This is a genomic window from Corynebacterium belfantii (genome assembly GCF_041898185.1).
Taxonomy (GTDB): domain Bacteria; phylum Actinomycetota; class Actinomycetes; order Mycobacteriales; family Mycobacteriaceae; genus Corynebacterium; species Corynebacterium belfantii.
Genome location: NZ_CP157823.1, coordinates 2,631,193 through 2,646,575 on the forward strand (window position 1 = coordinate 2,631,193; position 15,383 = coordinate 2,646,575).

At 55.8% G+C, this 15,383-nt stretch carries 16 protein-coding genes and 1 pseudogene; 7 read left to right on the top strand and 10 right to left on the bottom strand.

Annotation, left to right across the window (positions count from 1 at the left end):
* Window positions 1–135: 135 nt before the first annotated feature.
* Entirely contained in the window at window positions 136–798 is a 663-nt protein-coding gene (gene msrA, locus ABMV07_RS12990; protein ID WP_010935710.1) for a peptide-methionine (S)-S-oxide reductase MsrA, read from the bottom strand.
* A 153-nt stretch (window positions 799–951) separates the two neighbouring features.
* Between msrA and ABMV07_RS12995 the strand changes: the two genes are divergently transcribed.
* Both ABMV07_RS12995 and ABMV07_RS13000 read left to right on the top strand, forming a co-directional pair.
* A complete protein-coding gene (locus ABMV07_RS12995) occupies window positions 952–1,551 on the top strand; it encodes a superoxide dismutase (protein ID WP_196981153.1) in 600 nt (199 codons plus the stop codon).
* Window positions 1,552–1,798: 247 nt separating this feature from the next.
* A complete protein-coding gene (locus ABMV07_RS13000) occupies window positions 1,799–2,335 on the top strand; it encodes an NADPH-dependent FMN reductase (RefSeq protein WP_088267118.1) in 537 nt (178 codons plus the stop codon).
* Here the strand turns inward: ABMV07_RS13000 and ABMV07_RS13005 are convergent.
* Together ABMV07_RS13005 and ABMV07_RS13010 are read right to left on the bottom strand one after the other, a co-directional pair.
* The gene (locus ABMV07_RS13005; RefSeq protein ID WP_197690875.1) at window positions 2,332–3,681 is read right to left on the bottom strand and encodes a glycosyltransferase 87 family protein; all 1,350 of its coding nucleotides are present in this window, start codon (window positions 3,679–3,681) and stop codon (window positions 2,332–2,334) included. The genes ABMV07_RS13000 and ABMV07_RS13005 overlap by 4 nt on opposite strands.
* A 16-nt stretch (window positions 3,682–3,697) precedes the next feature.
* The gene (locus ABMV07_RS13010; protein ID WP_197688801.1) at window positions 3,698–5,269 is read right to left on the bottom strand and encodes a TM0106 family RecB-like putative nuclease; all 1,572 of its coding nucleotides are present in this window, start codon (window positions 5,267–5,269) and stop codon (window positions 3,698–3,700) included.
* Between the two features lie 112 nt (window positions 5,270–5,381).
* Between ABMV07_RS13010 and ABMV07_RS13015 the strand changes: the two genes are divergently transcribed.
* Both ABMV07_RS13015 and ABMV07_RS13020 read left to right on the top strand, forming a co-directional pair.
* Entirely contained in the window at window positions 5,382–6,014 is a 633-nt protein-coding gene (locus ABMV07_RS13015) for a DUF6474 family protein (protein ID WP_088267115.1), read from the top strand.
* Window positions 6,015–6,173: 159 nt separating this feature from the next.
* Window positions 6,174–6,491 carry a histone-like nucleoid-structuring protein Lsr2 gene (locus tag ABMV07_RS13020; RefSeq protein ID WP_088267114.1) on the top strand — a complete coding sequence of 106 codons (318 nt, stop codon included), beginning with the start codon at window positions 6,174–6,176 and terminating at the stop codon, window positions 6,489–6,491.
* Window positions 6,492–6,549: 58 nt separating this feature from the next.
* Here the strand turns inward: ABMV07_RS13020 and hrrA are convergent, their stop codons facing one another.
* Complete coding sequence (gene hrrA, locus ABMV07_RS13025) at window positions 6,550–7,188, bottom strand: heme-responsive two-component system response HrrA (protein ID WP_088267113.1); 639 nt, start codon at window positions 7,186–7,188, stop codon at window positions 6,550–6,552.
* Window positions 7,189–7,269: 81 nt separating this feature from the next.
* A complete protein-coding gene (hrrS, locus tag ABMV07_RS13030) occupies window positions 7,270–8,712 on the bottom strand; it encodes a heme-responsive two-component system sensor histidine kinase HrrS (RefSeq protein ID WP_197692233.1) in 1,443 nt (480 codons plus the stop codon).
* Between hrrS and ABMV07_RS13035 the strand changes: the two genes are divergently transcribed.
* A complete protein-coding gene (locus ABMV07_RS13035) occupies window positions 8,594–9,118 on the top strand; it encodes a DUF2020 domain-containing protein (RefSeq protein ID WP_234917948.1) in 525 nt (174 codons plus the stop codon). The genes hrrS and ABMV07_RS13035 overlap by 119 nt on opposite strands.
* Window positions 9,119–9,250: 132 nt before the next feature.
* Window positions 9,251–10,660, top strand: coding sequence for a hexose-6-phosphate:phosphate antiporter (uhpT, locus tag ABMV07_RS13040; protein ID WP_196977410.1), 1,410 nt, complete (start codon window positions 9,251–9,253; stop codon window positions 10,658–10,660).
* Window positions 10,661–10,720: 60 nt separating this feature from the next.
* Here uhpT and ABMV07_RS13045 read toward each other — a convergent pair whose 3' ends face one another.
* Complete coding sequence (locus ABMV07_RS13045) at window positions 10,721–10,873, bottom strand: hypothetical protein (RefSeq protein ID WP_088267111.1); 153 nt, start codon at window positions 10,871–10,873, stop codon at window positions 10,721–10,723.
* Between the two features lie 5 nt (window positions 10,874–10,878).
* On the bottom strand, window positions 10,879–11,700 hold the full coding sequence (locus ABMV07_RS13050; protein ID WP_010935720.1) for a class E sortase: 822 nt from the start codon (window positions 11,698–11,700) through the stop codon (window positions 10,879–10,881).
* Window positions 11,701–11,867: 167 nt separating this feature from the next.
* On the opposite strand from ABMV07_RS13050, the pseudogene yidC reads away from it, so the two are divergent.
* Window positions 11,868–13,076: pseudogene (yidC, locus tag ABMV07_RS13055) on the top strand (membrane protein insertase YidC); the annotation flags it as partial.
* Here yidC and ABMV07_RS13060 read toward each other — a convergent pair.
* From ABMV07_RS13060 to ABMV07_RS13070, 3 genes are all read right to left on the bottom strand, one after another.
* Window positions 13,006–13,632: a TetR/AcrR family transcriptional regulator gene (locus ABMV07_RS13060; RefSeq protein WP_088267109.1), complete on the bottom strand. Its 627-nt coding sequence runs from the start codon at window positions 13,630–13,632 to the stop codon at window positions 13,006–13,008. The pseudogene yidC and the gene ABMV07_RS13060 sit on opposite strands and share 71 nt — an antisense overlap.
* A 274-nt stretch (window positions 13,633–13,906) precedes the next feature.
* Window positions 13,907–14,170: a GlsB/YeaQ/YmgE family stress response membrane protein gene (locus ABMV07_RS13065; RefSeq protein ID WP_004567434.1), complete on the bottom strand. Its 264-nt coding sequence runs from the start codon at window positions 14,168–14,170 to the stop codon at window positions 13,907–13,909.
* A gap of 281 nt (window positions 14,171–14,451) precedes the next feature.
* Window positions 14,452–15,354, bottom strand: coding sequence for a universal stress protein (locus tag ABMV07_RS13070; protein ID WP_196977407.1), 903 nt, complete (start codon window positions 15,352–15,354; stop codon window positions 14,452–14,454).
* Window positions 15,355–15,383 lie beyond the last annotated feature (29 nt).

Here is a 15,383-nt window from a genome sequence, read left to right on the forward strand (position 1 = left end):
TTCAGCCCGTTAATTGTTGGTAGTACCGCTACCTCACGTTATATTCCGCTGATTTCTCAGCTTCACGACGGAGTTTGTCCAGCGAAATATCTAGTCCTCCTTAGCGACATAAGCTTTCTCATTGCAGCCCTAGAACTACGCCTCTGGGATTCCGCAGGCCACTCCGGTGGAGTGGTGCGGGCAGTATCCTAGTGGGTTTTTGTGCAGGTACTGCTGGTGCTCGTCCTCGGCCATGTAGTATTCGCCGGCTGGGGTGCTGGCGAGTGGCAGGATTTCGGTGGTGATGCGTCCGAGGCCGGCTGCGGCAAGTTTGGGGGCGTAGTGTTCTACGATCTCGCGGGCGCGTTGTGCTTGTTGTTCGGCGTTGGGGCCGGCGGTGTAGATCGCGGAGCGGTACTGCGTTCCGGTGTCGTTGCCTTGTCGGTAGCCTTGGGTGGGGTCGTGTGCTTCCATGGCTTTGACCACGAGTTCGTCGAAGGTGACCTGTGTTGGGTCGTAGACGACTTCAACGATTTCGGTGTGGTTGGTGCGTCCGGTGCAGGTTTCGCGGTAGGTGGGGTTCGGTGTGATTCCACCGGCGAAGCCTACGGAGGTGTACACCACGCCTGGGGTTTCCCAGAACAGTTTTTCTGCTCCCCAGTAGCAGCCGATACCTATATATATGGTTTCGGTGCCTGGTTGACCTCGAAGGGTTCCTAGTACAGCGTGTGGCTGTGGGTTGGGCAGGACCGGGTGTGGTCCGCCTTTGAGTGCGTCTTTTTCTTCTACTAAGCGCGGTGCGCCAAATAACCATCCCATATCGACATCAACGTGCACTTTAGGAATTATGTTCCACAATTTCGTGCAATACTTCATTTTTCTGACCACGAAAGACACATTTCGCCAAATAATTGTTGCCAAATATGAGGATTCACCTATCATGGTAGGCACATCCAACGAAAGGAACGAAGAATGACGTACACCCTTCCTGAACTCGATTACGCATACGACGCTCTCGAGCCACACATCGCTGCTGAGATTATGGAGCTGCACCATTCCAAGCACCACGCTAACTACGTGAACGGTGCAAATGCTGCTCTTGAGAAGCTGCAGAAGGCTCGCGAGAACGGTGAGATCGGTGCTGTTGTCACCGCTTTGTCCAAGGATTTGGCTTTCAACTTGGGTGGCCACACCAACCACTCCATCTTCTGGAAGAACCTCTCCCCTAACGGTGGCGGCGAGCCAACCGGCGCTTTGGCTGAGGCAATTGCTCAGGAGTTCGGTTCTTTTGAGAAGTTCAAGGATCACTTCTCTGCTGCGGCTCTTGGTCTGCAGGGCTCCGGCTGGGCTGTTCTCGGCTACGATCACATCGGTGGCCGTCTGGTTATCGAGCAGCTCACTGACCAGCAAGGCAACATCTCCGCTAACCTGACCCCACTTCTTATGCTCGATATGTGGGAGCACGCTTTCTACCTTCAGTACAAGAACGTGAAGGCTGACTACGTCAAGGCTGTGTGGAACGTCTTCAGCTGGGATGACGTTGCTGCTCGTTTCGAGGCTGCTACCAAGTAAACCCACGTAAGCTTACGTAGCACTCAGTAGCATTTCGCTACTGTGACTCTGAGCTAACAAAGCTCTTTTTCAAAGGCCCCCTATAACCAGGGGGCCTTTCGCACATCTCAACTAAGGAAAGAAACTCTCAATAACACTCCTTATCTTTCGGCCATACAGAACGGAAGAATGCAATTAAACACTATTGTTCAATGACTTGAACTCTAGGATAGACTAAAGACTTCCCATAAGCAACGAAAGGAAGCCCATGAAAATTGGTGTCTTAGTAGGAAGCCTCCGCGAGGAGTCCTACGCTCGTAAAATTGCTCTCAACGCCATCGACATGTTCCCCGAGGACTTCGAGGGCCAGATCATTGAAATCGGCAATCTACCGCTCTATAACGCCGACCTCGAGGCCAACCCGCCGCAGGAGTACATTGACTTCCGCAACACCATCCAAAGTTGCGACGCCATCTTGTTTGTCACCTCGGAAAACAATCGTACGATCCCAGCTTGCCTGAAAAACGCCGTCGACGTCGGCTCCAAGCCCACCCCTTCGTGGACCGGCCTGCCTGCCGGCATCATGAGCCACTCCGTTGGCCGTATGGGCGGCTACAGCGCGCACAAGAACCTGCGCCTTGCCCTGTCCTACTTTGAGATGCCTATTACCGGCCAGCCTGAGGTTTTCCTCGGTCAATCCCCTACGCTTTTCGACGGCGACAAGCTAGTCCCCGACACCGCAGCCTTTGTGCAGCGCTACATCGACACCTTTGAAAAGCTCGTGCGCAAAAACGTACAGAGCTAGCTAATAGCGATAGCACCGCACGCAAGTGCGTAGATCGCCAGCACGCCGGTGGTGATGGCTGCGTATCTACGATCCTGCGCAGCCGTCCACGGCTTTGCCAACCACAGGGCAATCACCATGAGGGTGGCAACGGCTAGGATCACGTAGCTATCACCAATAATGTGTTGCCATAACGGCCAGCGCTCAGCGGCGCGGTCGCTTCGAGGCAGCAGCCAGTGCCCTTGGCAGATCATTGCCACGACACCGAATAGCGCGCCTGCCGCGAGCATGCGTCGTGGCGCATCTTTTTGGTTCACCAGCACCAAAAGAGCAGTTTGAACTGCAAAGACGATCCAGAGCCAGTGGTGGCTCCACGACACCGGCGAGCACAGCAAGGCGACCAAGGCATTCACGCACACAGCAGCCACCACTGCCTGCGACGTTCCCTGCGCAAGCAGTTTGTGCATGATCCAGGCGATCAGCGCGATGGTCACCACGCACAGCAGAGCCCACGGCACGGCGCTGGTATCTGCACCGAAAAGCCTCGCCAGCACGCCTTTCAAGGACTGATTGGACGGCCAGCTCAACTCGCCGATGCGACTGGAGTCGTGCAGCACATCGAGCCAGTAGCTGCGAGAGTTTTCTGGGGAAATTCCCCAGGCAAGTGCACTCATCCCCACGCCGGAGGCAACAGACCAAGCGGTGGCTTTAAAGTCGCGCTTGATAAGGAAGTACAGGCCAAAAACCGCTGGGGTAAGTTTGATGGCCGCGGCAATTCCTACTAAAACACCACGGGGCAGCAGCGTTTTTCTTGCGAGGGTATCGATCAGCACCAGCAAGATGAGGTAGACGTTGATCTGGGCGAACCAGATATTTTCGCGCATGGGCTCCAGCGCTGCGGCGGCTGCGGTAACGACGAGCCCAAGGCGGTAGGCGTCGATACGCGTCCATTCGGGGCGCTGACCTGCAATAGTGCGGGTAACAAGGACGCTGCACCACCACAAGGCAACCACGGAGCCGAGGTCGAAAAGGAGGGCAGCCACGCGCACCGGCAGGATCGTGAACGGCACGAACGCCAGCGCCGCGAACGGCGGATAGGTAAACGGCAGACTGATGTTGTGGACTTGGTAGCCCTGCGTGTACAAGTTTTTGTGTTCGGCAAAGGCCTTCGCCCCCTCGAAGTACACGCCGAAGTCGTAGTGATAAATAAATAGCGAGTCGAAGCCATAGATGGGTTTACGCATAAAGAGAGCGTCATGATCCATCACACCTAGAACAAGGATCGTCGCAAGGACCAGCCAAGCCACCACCACGGTGCCACGCCAGCGGAGGAAACGCAGCAAGCTATGCTCGTCGCAGTTATTCATCACGCGTGTAACAGTATCAATGCAGCATTGTGCTCAACAATGGCACGCCAAGTGCTCCCGCATTCAACCACGAGCGCACAGCGGCGGTCGCACGGCAATCGTCACCGTTGTAGCTCAGCAGCGTCGCGCGCACATTCGCACTCGTCTCCGCATCAACGTGGGTATCGAGTCCGACTGCTTCACGGTAGAGGTTCACGCTCGCCTCGCCGTCCACGTCGTTCGCCTCCCAACTAAACCCCGCCGCGGGAGCCACAATCTTCAGCCCTAGCCCTTCAGGGCCCACAAGATTATTCTTGACGGCCACGAACACGTCGTGCCACTGCCCTGATTGAATAAAGGCGAGCACCTCGGCCTCGCTGGGCACTCCTTCTACTTTGCCGTGGAACCGGCGCGCGCTGAAGCGCAGCCAGTGGTTTTCGCCGTGCGCGGAGTAGCAAAACGCCCCGAAGGTCTGTCCGGCCTGCTCGGCCGTGTATCGACGCCCCATCAACCACGCCCAGAACCGCGCGAAGTTTTCTCCTTCCGCCTGCCCACCAAGAGGCTCCCAGGTCACAAACGGATGGTACGTATCGCCGTCGTAGGCACCCCACAGATAGGCACCATGGTCGAGGTAGGCCTCAACGTCGATGTCGATTTCAACGTCAAAGCGTTCGTGATCCACGTGTTCAGTCACAGCAAGAACAGGGATGTGGGCACGCCATGCCGCCGCAAGCTCGGAAGGGCGCCCGAGGCGGGCGTCGATAAGCCCTTGGACCGTGTCAATCCCCCGCTCGCGGAACGGATCAGCGCGATCGCCACTGAGGAACAAACTCACATCATCGCGCTCCCGCAACTGCTCACCGCACAGATCCACAAACCGGCAGCTAGCACACTCCTTTACCCGACGCGGCACGTCTGGAATCGTAGCGCACAACGCATTAGTGAGCCCCTGCTGAAAATAATCAGTGTTGAGCACAAACGCTTGCTCACGGCTTTGCCCAATAATAAGAGCCCGCCGGCATCCCACCCCGAGGCTATCGAGCGCCTGGGCAGCAAGGCCCAACGTGAACGAGTCAATGGAGTGATGCTTGAGTTTGGTGGCCACCTTATAAGATCGACCAAGCCCCAAGCGGGCTGTGGCGATCATCCGAACCGTTTTGGCCTGATCCGCGGCATTTCGAGCTGGGCGCGCGACGCGATGGTTAGACACGAGCAGGGGCAGGTAGCAGCCATCAGGGCGTCGGATCAGCGCATCGAGTTCTGCGCGCCACGCAACCCCCGCGCTCTCGCCGATGAGGACTGCGCCGGTAATAATGGTGGCTTGGTCGGCGATAGCTTCCAGCGTCTGCAGATACGTCTGCCACACATCCTCGTGGTCTACACGAGCTGGGTAATCGGGGCGAAGATCAATGCGCAGGAAGTGCTGGGGATCCCCGATTTGGGGCTTGGTGGGCAACAGATCAAAGACGGTTCGGCGGGCGTCGAGGAGGCGTTCGCGCCTGAGCTGGGAGTTTTCAGTTACCGATACGTCTGGGAAGCGCCATCGCTGCACTTGGCGGTAGCGGCAACCGACTAGGTCGGAAGGTTGCAGGTACGTATCAGTTTCCACAAGTTCTCCAGCTTATTGCACGAACGCGGGTAGTGTGGAATTGAACTGGGCATTGGTTTATGGTTTGTGCCCCTCAATAAAAATGGCTCACGTATTCGATAAGGATGAAATAATGGGACTATTCGAATCCTTCCGTAAGGCTCGCGCGAAAACTAAAGCAGAAATCAAGGCAGCTAAGGCCAAGGCCCGCCAAGAAGTTAAAGACGCCACGAAGTTGGAAATAAAAAGAAATAAACTTCTCGCACAACAAGAAAAAGCTCTCTTGAAAGAGGAACGCAAGGGCCTCAAGGCGAAGCGTAAGCACGAAGAGAAACTCGCCAAAACTACTTTGGAACAACTCAAGGCTGGCAAATTTAATAAAGATAATGTCTTGCGTTACGCCGGCGCTGCACGCACCTTAGCCCCTATTGTGTTGCCGCTCATTTATCGCGGAATTACCTTGGCTAAAGAGCAGGCAAATACCAAGCGCGCGCTGCGTCTTGGTATCGACCCTTCCGATCTTGCGCGCTTCGCCGGCCATGGCGCTGAGCTCAAGGCTCGTATTGAGGGAATCCGCGGTTCGGTGAAAGTATCGTCGCTGCCTAAGGGATTTGTAGCTGATGTAGAGCAGCGGCTCGACGACCTCACTTTCGCAGTGGATAACGCCGAATACATGACTCCCGAACTGCGCCAGCGTAGCCACCGCAGCATTGCTAATGATCTAGACCAATTAGCGCGCCAAATCCAAGATAAAATCGGCGAATAATGTGGCCAGCGGGGTTGCTTCTCTCCATGAGAAGCAACCCCATTAATGACTTTTCACACCCAAATAAATAAAATTCTGTCTTTTTTATTTTGGGGAATGCCAAATCGTTCTATCATGTTATAGAAACCAATTATTTCTTTTGAAAAGGACTCTTCCCCCATGGCACGTCGTGAAATCACTCAGTACTTTGACGATATTGACAACACCCCACTGACCGAAGATCAGGTTCATGTTGTGCGATTTGGCGTCAACGGCATTAATTACGTGTTGGATCTTTCCGCCGATAATGCCCAAAAATTTGAGGACGCTTTAGCGCCCTTCATAGAAAAGGCGCACCGAGCTAAGGTCGACGAGTCGACACATTACGACCCCAAGGCGATTCGTGCGTGGGCCCAAAAACATGACTATCAAGTGGCTGATCGTGGAAAAATCCCGTCGAATGTGATCGAGGCGTTCCTCAAGTCCACCAAACGCTAAAAAAATATCACCACCGCGGAGCACAACCAGCTCTGCTGCGGTGATTTTTTATGCCTCGTTACAGCACGCCTTGTTCTCGTGCGATAGCCACAGCCGAGGTACGTGAGCGCACGCCCAGCTTGTCATAGATGTGCACGAGGTGGCTTTTTACGGTTGCTTCAGACAACAGCAGCCTGCGCCCAATATCGCGGTTGGAAGAGCCATCGGCAACCAGCTTGAGTACCTCGAGTTCGCGTGGGGTCAGGGAATTTCGTGGGGCACGTACTCGCGACATCAAGCGGTTAGCCACGGTGGGCGATAGTGCGGTGTCGCCTTCTGCCGCCGAACGAACTGCTGCCAGCAGTTCCTCTGGGGGCGCGTCTTTGAGCATGTAGCCAAGGGCGCCGGCTTCAATAGCGCCAAGGATGTCCGCGTCGGTATCGTAGTTGGTCACCACGAGTACCTCTGGTGGGTTGTTCATCCGGCGTCGGATGGCGGCGGTTGCGTCGGCACCGCTGGTGAGCTTTGTCCCCTGCACGCCTGGGCCGAAGCGCAGATCCATGAGGATCACGTCGATACCGCCTGCTTGTGCTGCTGCGATGGCTGCTTCAGCGGTGGCTACTTCACCGATTACTTCAATGTCCTCAGCACTTTCGAGCACGGCTCGAAGACCTAATCGGACAATTTCGTGATCGTCAGCGAGCAAAACTCGGATCATGCGTTCTCCACGCCCCTTCTTTTATGTGCTTGCGCGTGCAGGTACCTTCTCACTAACCTAGCGCAGCTGTACAACTAATTGCTAACACTGATCCTGATCTTTTGAATGAATCTCCTCGATGTCTACAGGCAACGCCATCGACACCGCGGTTCCTTGACCAGGTTCCGACTCCACAACCAGCTCCCCGCCTAGTTCCGCAGCGCGTTGTTGCATGGCGCTAATGCCCACGTGCCCCAACCCCGCAGGGCGTTGGGCTACTTGCTCGGGGTCGAAGCCATGGCCGTTGTCCACTACGTCGAGACGCACTTCTTCTTCCCCGTAACTTAGGGTGAGGTGGCAATGCGTGGCACCCGAATGCTTTGCGACGTTGCCCAGCGCCCCTTGGGCGATACGCACCAAGGCCGCTTCAACGCGCATGGGCAGTTGGCGTTCCTCGCCGTCGACCTCAATGCTGATCTCGGGGCCCACCACGTGCTCCGCGATCCGATTCAATGCCCCTTCGAGCGAGGTTTTGCTCAACGCTGCTGGTTGCAATGCTGCGATCATGGCACGAGCTTCGCTTAAGTTTTCTGCGGCGGTCGAGCGTGCAAGCTCCATGCGACGCAAGGGTGCTTGTTGCTCGGCTTCCGGCATTCCTGACTTTTTAATGTCTTGCTCGGCAACGCGCAGCAGCATTTGGATACTGGAAAGCCCCTGAGCGAGCGTGTCGTGAATCTCGTGGGCGATACGCTGGCGCTCTGCGGCGATACCTGCGGCGCGTTCCGTTTCTGCCAGCTGATTGCGGGTGGCTAGGAGTTCGTCGATAAGCTCCTCGCGCTCACGCGCACCCTTCCAGATCGCTTCGAACGCGAAATGAATAGCGATGACCACCAACGCCGACACCACCGGCCCCATCACCGCACCAATGGTGAGCTGTGCTAATTGGCTGGTAATCGCGATCGCCGTCGCTCCGACCACCAAAATAATGCCGCGAATATCTGGCAGCACCCTCAGATAGAGGAAAAACAGCGGGAAGACCATGTAGATGCTCACTGGAATGATGGGCAGCATAAAGACCCACAGCACGGTGAGAATGACCAACAGCATGGCTTTGGTCCACATGGCGCGGCGTCGGCTGACAGCGGCCACGGCGTAGAAGAGGGCAAAAAGCGCACTCAGGATGACCGCGACAATAGCGCTACGACGATCCAAGCTGACCACGCCCGCGAGCGATACCAGCAGCAACACGCTGGTGAGCACGTTCATGGAGCGGTAGTACAGCGCGGCCCCAGGGCGTCCAGAGTGGTGGGAAACGTCGAGCTGCCCCGTGTCGGTGAGGTGTGATGTGCCTGAGAGCTTCTCAGTATCTAGGCTTGACTGCATGAAACGTACATTACTGCCTGCTGCGGCGTTGGGTGTGTCCGTGCTGCTATCTGCTTGTTCTCCCCAGAACACCCCTAGCTCCAACGAGGTTTCCGGCGCCCCTGCCCCCGCCGATCCCGCGGTGGTGCACGATTCCGCTTTGCCTTTCGACGCCCTCCCCATGCCGCCCCAGGGCCGCGAGGGGTTCGAGGAGTGTCCGTATCTTGATTCCCAGTGGGTTGCCGACACAAATGGCCAGCGCATGGCGGGTCAAGGCGTGGATACGCGTTTTGATACCCCCGCGTGCGTGTTCTGGTCTTATCCCGAGGCCCCGCAGGCCACGGTGATGGTGCGTCACATGCCTTCTGAGGAAGAGGCCATTCGGGTGGTTGATTGGGCGGCCCCTATTGATACCACCGAGCCTGCCGAGACGCCGGAGGGCTGGTCGGGTGGCCGTGCCGGCCATGAGGAGGGTGCGGTGTATGCCGTACAAAAGGGTTCTGTTGCTGTGGTGGTGTGGAGTAACCAGCAGCAGTCGTTGAAGGCGGAGCTGATGGCTAAGGAGGCCATTGTCCGATTGGATCTCTAACCCCCCAATCGGACAAAACGGACTCTTGTTTATGTGAGATTTCACATTTTTAAACGACGCGACCTGCGGTTTTGCATATTGGCAATGATATTCAATCTTGTGAAGCAACATATTTTCTGTAACGATTCAGATATGTTCAGCGTGTTCGATCTCAAGAAAATCCCCAACAAAGGAATACCACTCGAGCAACAACGCAAGATGTGGCTGGGACAGTTCCTCAAGGCGTTCTTCGTCGTGTTCTTCGTGTACATGTCGATGTACTTCATCAGGAACAACTTCAAAGCCGCACAGCCGATGCTCAAAGAAGACTTCGGCCTCACCACCCTCCAACTGGGCTACATCGGCCTCGCCTTCTCCATCACCTACGGCATCGGCAAAACCTTGGTCGGCTACTTCGTAGACGGCCACAACTCCAAGCGCATCATCTCTACTCTACTGATCTGCGCCTCCACTATGGTCCTCCTCATGGGCCTGCTGCTGAGCTACTTCGGCTCAGTTATCGGCATCTTTATCGTCTTGTGGGGCCTTAACGGTCTATTCCAATCCGCCGGCGGCCCCGCCTCCTATTCGACGATTTCTCGCTGGGCACCCCGAACCAAACGCGGCAAATACCTAGGCCTGTGGAACGCCTCCCACAACGTCGGTGGCGCACTCGCCGGTGGCCTAGCGCTCTGGGGCGCTAACGTATTCTTCGGCGGCAACGTCGTCGGCATGTTCATCTTCCCAGCACTGATCGGCCTCACCATCGGTATCATCGGCCTCTTCGTCGGCAAAGACGACCCCGAGGAACTGGGCTGGAACCGCAGCGAGGAAATCTTCGGCGAAGCTGTGGAAGCAGAAAACTCCCAGGCAGAAACCATGCCCCAGCGCGAAATCTTCCTTAACTACGTGCTGAAAAACCCCTGGCTGTGGACGCTCTGTATCGCCAACGTCTTCGTCTACATCGTCCGCATTGGTATCGACAACTGGGCACCGCTCTACGTCACCGAGGAACTCCATTTTGACAAGGGCGACGCCGTGAACACCATCTTCTACTTCGAGATCGGCGCACTGGTAGCCAGCCTGCTATGGGGCTACGTCTCCGACCTGCTCAAAGGTCGCCGCGCCATCGTGGCAATCGGCTGCCTGTTCACGATCTACTTCGCCGTCATGCTCTACCGCAACGCCAGCAGTGTCACCATGGTGAACCTCTCGTTGTTCATCTTGGGCGCACTGATCTTCGGACCCCAGCTACTCATCGGTGTCTCGCTCGTCGGCTTCGTGCCTAAGCGCGCAATCAGCGTGGCTAACGGTATGACCGGTACCTTCGGCTACCTCTTTGGCGACTCCATGGCCAAAGTCGGCCTCGCCGCCATCGCAGACCCCGAGCAAAAAGGCCTCACCGTCTTCGGACACCTCCTCCACGGATGGGGTGCTGTCTTTACCGTCTTCTACTTCGCACTGACCATCGGCATCGTATTGCTCATGATCGTCGCCGTGGGCGAAGAACGCCGCATCCGCAAGCTCCAAGCAGCAGAGGCGGTAGGCAAGGCACTCGCCTAGCAGCTCACCAATAACAAAACTCGCCTGCAGTAATTCCTGCCACAGGCGAGTTCTTTTGTTTTACACAGCCACGTCGTTATACGGCATTATCGCCGAAACCCACGGAAATACTACTTCCATAAGCAGGAAGAACACTGCCACCACCACAGCGACAGCAATAATCACCTTGGCTAGCCGCGGCCCAGGGATGAGATGCCACAAAAATCCATACATTGTTTTTAGCCTTCCTCTAACGCTGCTGGTTTATTGTCCCCGTTTTTAGGGAAGTGCTCAGTCAGCATGGCGTGCACGATCATGCGCTCCGCATTGGAAAACTGCGGGTGGCAGGTCGTCATCGTCATAATGCCTTCCATCCCAGGATCCGCCTCGATCACATCCGTCTCCGGCAGCGCGCTAATTGTCGACACATCACCTGGAGTAGTAATAAACCGGCCATTAACATGCTCATAATCGCCATGCGTTATCCGCTCAGCTTGCTCAGGAGTAAAGCACCCCATGGCTTCGTCGTAACGCTGCTGACCAGAAGAATCCACCGGCATAACCCGATATACGCTCCACGACGTGCGCGTTTCCACCACAATCGCATCACACACGTTCAAGTTGCCCAGATCATTAAAAGGCGCACCCTTGCCCACACGGTGACCAGCCACCGCAAAATTGCCACGCTCACCCGGCAGCTGCGTGTCATTGTAATGACCAGGACCAGCCTCTAGATCCGCATCCGTCGTGCCTTCCACGATCGCGAACTGGAAATCCGAACCAAACTGCGGAATGTACATACGCGCAAACGCTTCACCCAACTCAGGGGTGAGCTTCTTACGCGGATTCACCCGCTCTTTCCACTGGTCATCCATCTTGTCGCTCACCGCAGCCTGGGCCTTACCAGCCTCAATGTTGGTCCAATACGCCTCATAGAAAGCGAAGAGAAAAAACAGCACACCTGCTGTGAGTAGCAGCTCCCCGATCACTTGCGTGACCGTCACCCGCGGACGACGCCGCGCCGTGGGGTGTTGCTCGGGAGAAACCACGGGACTACTCATACATTCCTTATCGTTGTTTTAGGTTGGTGTGCCCACAATCGTAGCGCAGCCCACCATTTCCCCTCTACAGCCCGATTGCGCGTACCATTTAAGTCTGTTTGTTCGTGATACGTCCCGATCGGAGTTTCCCCGTGCTTGAGATGTTTATCTATCCCGTATCCGGTGTGATGCGGCTGTGGCACTACATATTTGCAGATCTATTTGGCGTCTCCCAGTCGCAGGCCTGGGTAGCGTCGCTGTTCGCACTGGTGGTCACAGTCCGATCCATCATTGCTCCCTTCTCGTGGATGCAGTTCAAGTCCGGACGCTTCGCCATCATGATGCGCCCCAAAATCAAGCGTCTCAAAGAGGAATTCGCCGAGCGCACCGACAAGGAGTCCATCCTTGAGCAGAAACGTCGCCAAAAAGAAATCCAAGAAGAATACGGCTACAGCATCGCCGCGGGCTGCGTCCCCGCATTGATCCAAGTGCCCGTGTTCTTGGGCCTCTACCAGGTGCTGTTGCGCATGGCACGCCCCAAAGAGGGCCTCGACGCCACCGTTCACGAACCCATCGGCCTGCTCACCTCCGACAACGTGCGCTCATTTCTAGACACCCGATTCTTCGGCGTGCCACTGCCCGCCTATAACTCGATGTCCCCAGAGCAGCTCGCACACCTTGGTACCGACCAGCCCACCATCCACGCCTTTGTTCTGCCGCTTATCATCGCCGCCTGCGTGTTCACCACGATCAACATGATCGTCTCCACGCTGCGAACCCGCTACTCCATCGACCACGACTCCGAATTTGCGGTGGGCATGTACCGCTTCCTCATCGCCATGGTTCTTGTCGCCCCCATCGGTTTGCTCCAGGCCGGCATATTTGGCCCAATCCCTGCCGCTATATGCTTGTACTGGGTTACCAACAACTTGTGGACCCTCATTCAAAACAACGGCATGTTCCTCGCCCTATGGTGGAAATACCCTTACGACAGCGATCACAAAGCCTTCCAAGCCGAGCGTCGTGCCCAGCGCGCAGAACGCGTAGTGGTAAAAAAGTCCCGCAAGAAGGCGTTACGACGCCTCCGCAACCGCAGCCTCGTCCAACCCTGGAAAATCGCTGCGCTACGCCAACAGGCCCGCGACATTAAAAACGAAGTCCGCGAAGAAAAAGAAGCCGAAAAAGCCCGCAAGAAGGCCATCCGCGAGAAACGTCGCGAAGCTGAAAACGAAATCAACAACGAAAAAAATGCCGAACGCATCGAAAAAATCGCCCGACGTGTAGCAAAATACAAAAAGAAAAAGGCCACTAAAAAGGGCCTTGATCCTAAATCGAGTAATCAGCCGGAGGAGCCGACAACAACTGAACCGCAAGATCCCGAGCAGTCTCCAACGACTCCACCGAGCGATTCAGACGACAACCCGCAAGACCACCATCCAGAAAAACCATCAACTGATTAGCCTGAACAGTGCCGGGATACCCGTTCTTCTCCGTCAACAACTGAGTTAACGTCTCCAAACACCACCGGCGATGTTCCATCACAACCGACACGATCTCGCGCTCACTATCAGTCTCTGGGCGCGGGTACTCGTTAGCAGCATTCTGAAAATGCGAACCGCGATAATCCTTCAGCGACTCCTCATCAATACACTGGTCAAAAAACGCGAGAATCTTCTCGCTTGGCGAACCCATCTCCGCAGTGCGCGCATAGTACTGCTCACGCCATTTTTCATCCAAGTTCTGCAAGTACGCAATAACCAGCGCGTCCTTGGACCCGAACAGGGAGTACAAACTCGCCTTGGCTACATCAGCCTCACGCAAAATGCGATCAATGCCGATCACCCGAATTCCCTCGGTGGTAAAAAGCTGCGTTGCGCCATCCAATAGGCGCTGACGAGGGCTCGGACGGTTACGTCGACGACTCGTCGTCTTCGTGCTTTTCGCCTCGGCCAAAGCGATCCACTTCCTTTCCAGAAGTTCTACGAAAAATACAAACGCTTTTCACTATATCTGAACAGATCAGTCTATTCACCTTTTGTGGCTGAATCAGCATTTTGAGTCGCGCGCGCGGCTGGGTGCGCTGGAGTGTGCTGCGGGACCTGTGAGCAATTTTTGTGCCCTAAGCCTGCATTTCCCCAAGAAGCACTCCCAAAAACTCGCCTTAAGGTACAAAAATGCTCACGAGGAGAAAATCCTCGTGAGCATTCACCTAAAAAGCGCTGCTGCGTTACTTCTTTCGCGTAACCAACTGCACCAAGCTGATCAGGATGACTGCGCCTAGCAAGCAGGTAAAGAAGCTAAAGAAGAGGCCGCCGCCAGCAACGTCAACTCCGAAGAGGCTCAATAGCCAACCGCCCAAGAAACCGCCAACAATGCCGACGATAATGTTAAGTCCAATGCCCTGCTGGGCGTCAGTGCCCTTGATTTTGGATGCAATCCAGCCTGCGAGGCCGCCGATAATGATCCAGCCGATAATTCCTAGTCCGAGCATGTTGTCCTCCTTGAGATTTTTGTTGCCGCCCTCGAATCCGAGCGCGGTGGTTTTTGATTTCCACAGTAGGCGGGGACTGTTTTTCTTTCAGATAACATGTAGGAAAACCCACACTTTGTGGCCATCTCAATCAATTCGTTATCACGAATAAATATATCTGAACTGGGGTGATAAGGATTACATAACAATTAGGCTACGAATTGTCGCATTACCCAAAAGCGCCGCCAACATACCCTCCCTGGGCACATTGGCGGCGCTTAAAAACTTAGGAGATTAGGCCTTTAGTTTTCTTTTTCGTTAGGGCGCACAACCACCATTGGGCATGGTGCAGACTGCAACAGCGCGCGAGAGGTGGAGCCCAACAGCATGCCGCGGAAACCACCGCGGCCGTGGGAGCCAACCACCAGCAGCTGTGCGTTGTGTGCGCAGTCCTCGAGGGCGCGTACTGGGCGATCACGGGTGATCACCATTTCGACCTCTACGTCTGGGAAACGCTCCAGCAGTGGCTGCAGGCGATCCTTGAGCAGGGTGGTTTGCTCCTTCTCGATGATCTCCCACTCTTGCTGGGCGGCTGCCAGACCAGCCAAGGATGCTTGGACTTGCATGTCCATCCAGGTGTGGATGGCTACCAGCTTTGCACCGCGTGCTTGTGCTTCTTCGAAGGCGAATTCGGTTGCGCGCTGGGACACGTCGGAGCCGTCGACACCGACGACCACTGGGCCGTACTTGTTGGTTTCGGTGACGTGGTTGTCGCTTCGCACGACTACCACTGGGCAGTCTGCGTGGCTGACAACTGCTGCAGAAACGGAACCCATGACCATGCCTGATAGTCCGCCAAGACCACGGGAGCCCATGACGATCATGGTGACGTCACTCGACATATCGAGAAGCATATCAATGGGGCTTCCCTCGGCGATGACGTATCCGATCTTGATGTCTGGGGCGACCTCATGGGCAACTACGCGAGCTGCCTCGATCACGTCCATCGTCTCGGACTGGAGCTCGTCGAAAAGCTCCTGTGGTGGCACCATGCCCTCAGCGTAGAGGAACTGTGGCATGGTGTAGCTTGCGGCGAGGCGAAGCGGAACGCCACGCTTGTTGGCTGTATTTGCCGCCCAGCGAACGGCGTTCTGAGAGGCCTCGGAACCATCGACAGCAACGACAACGATGTTTTCGGCAGTCATTGTAAAGCCTTTCTATCAAGCACAAGGCG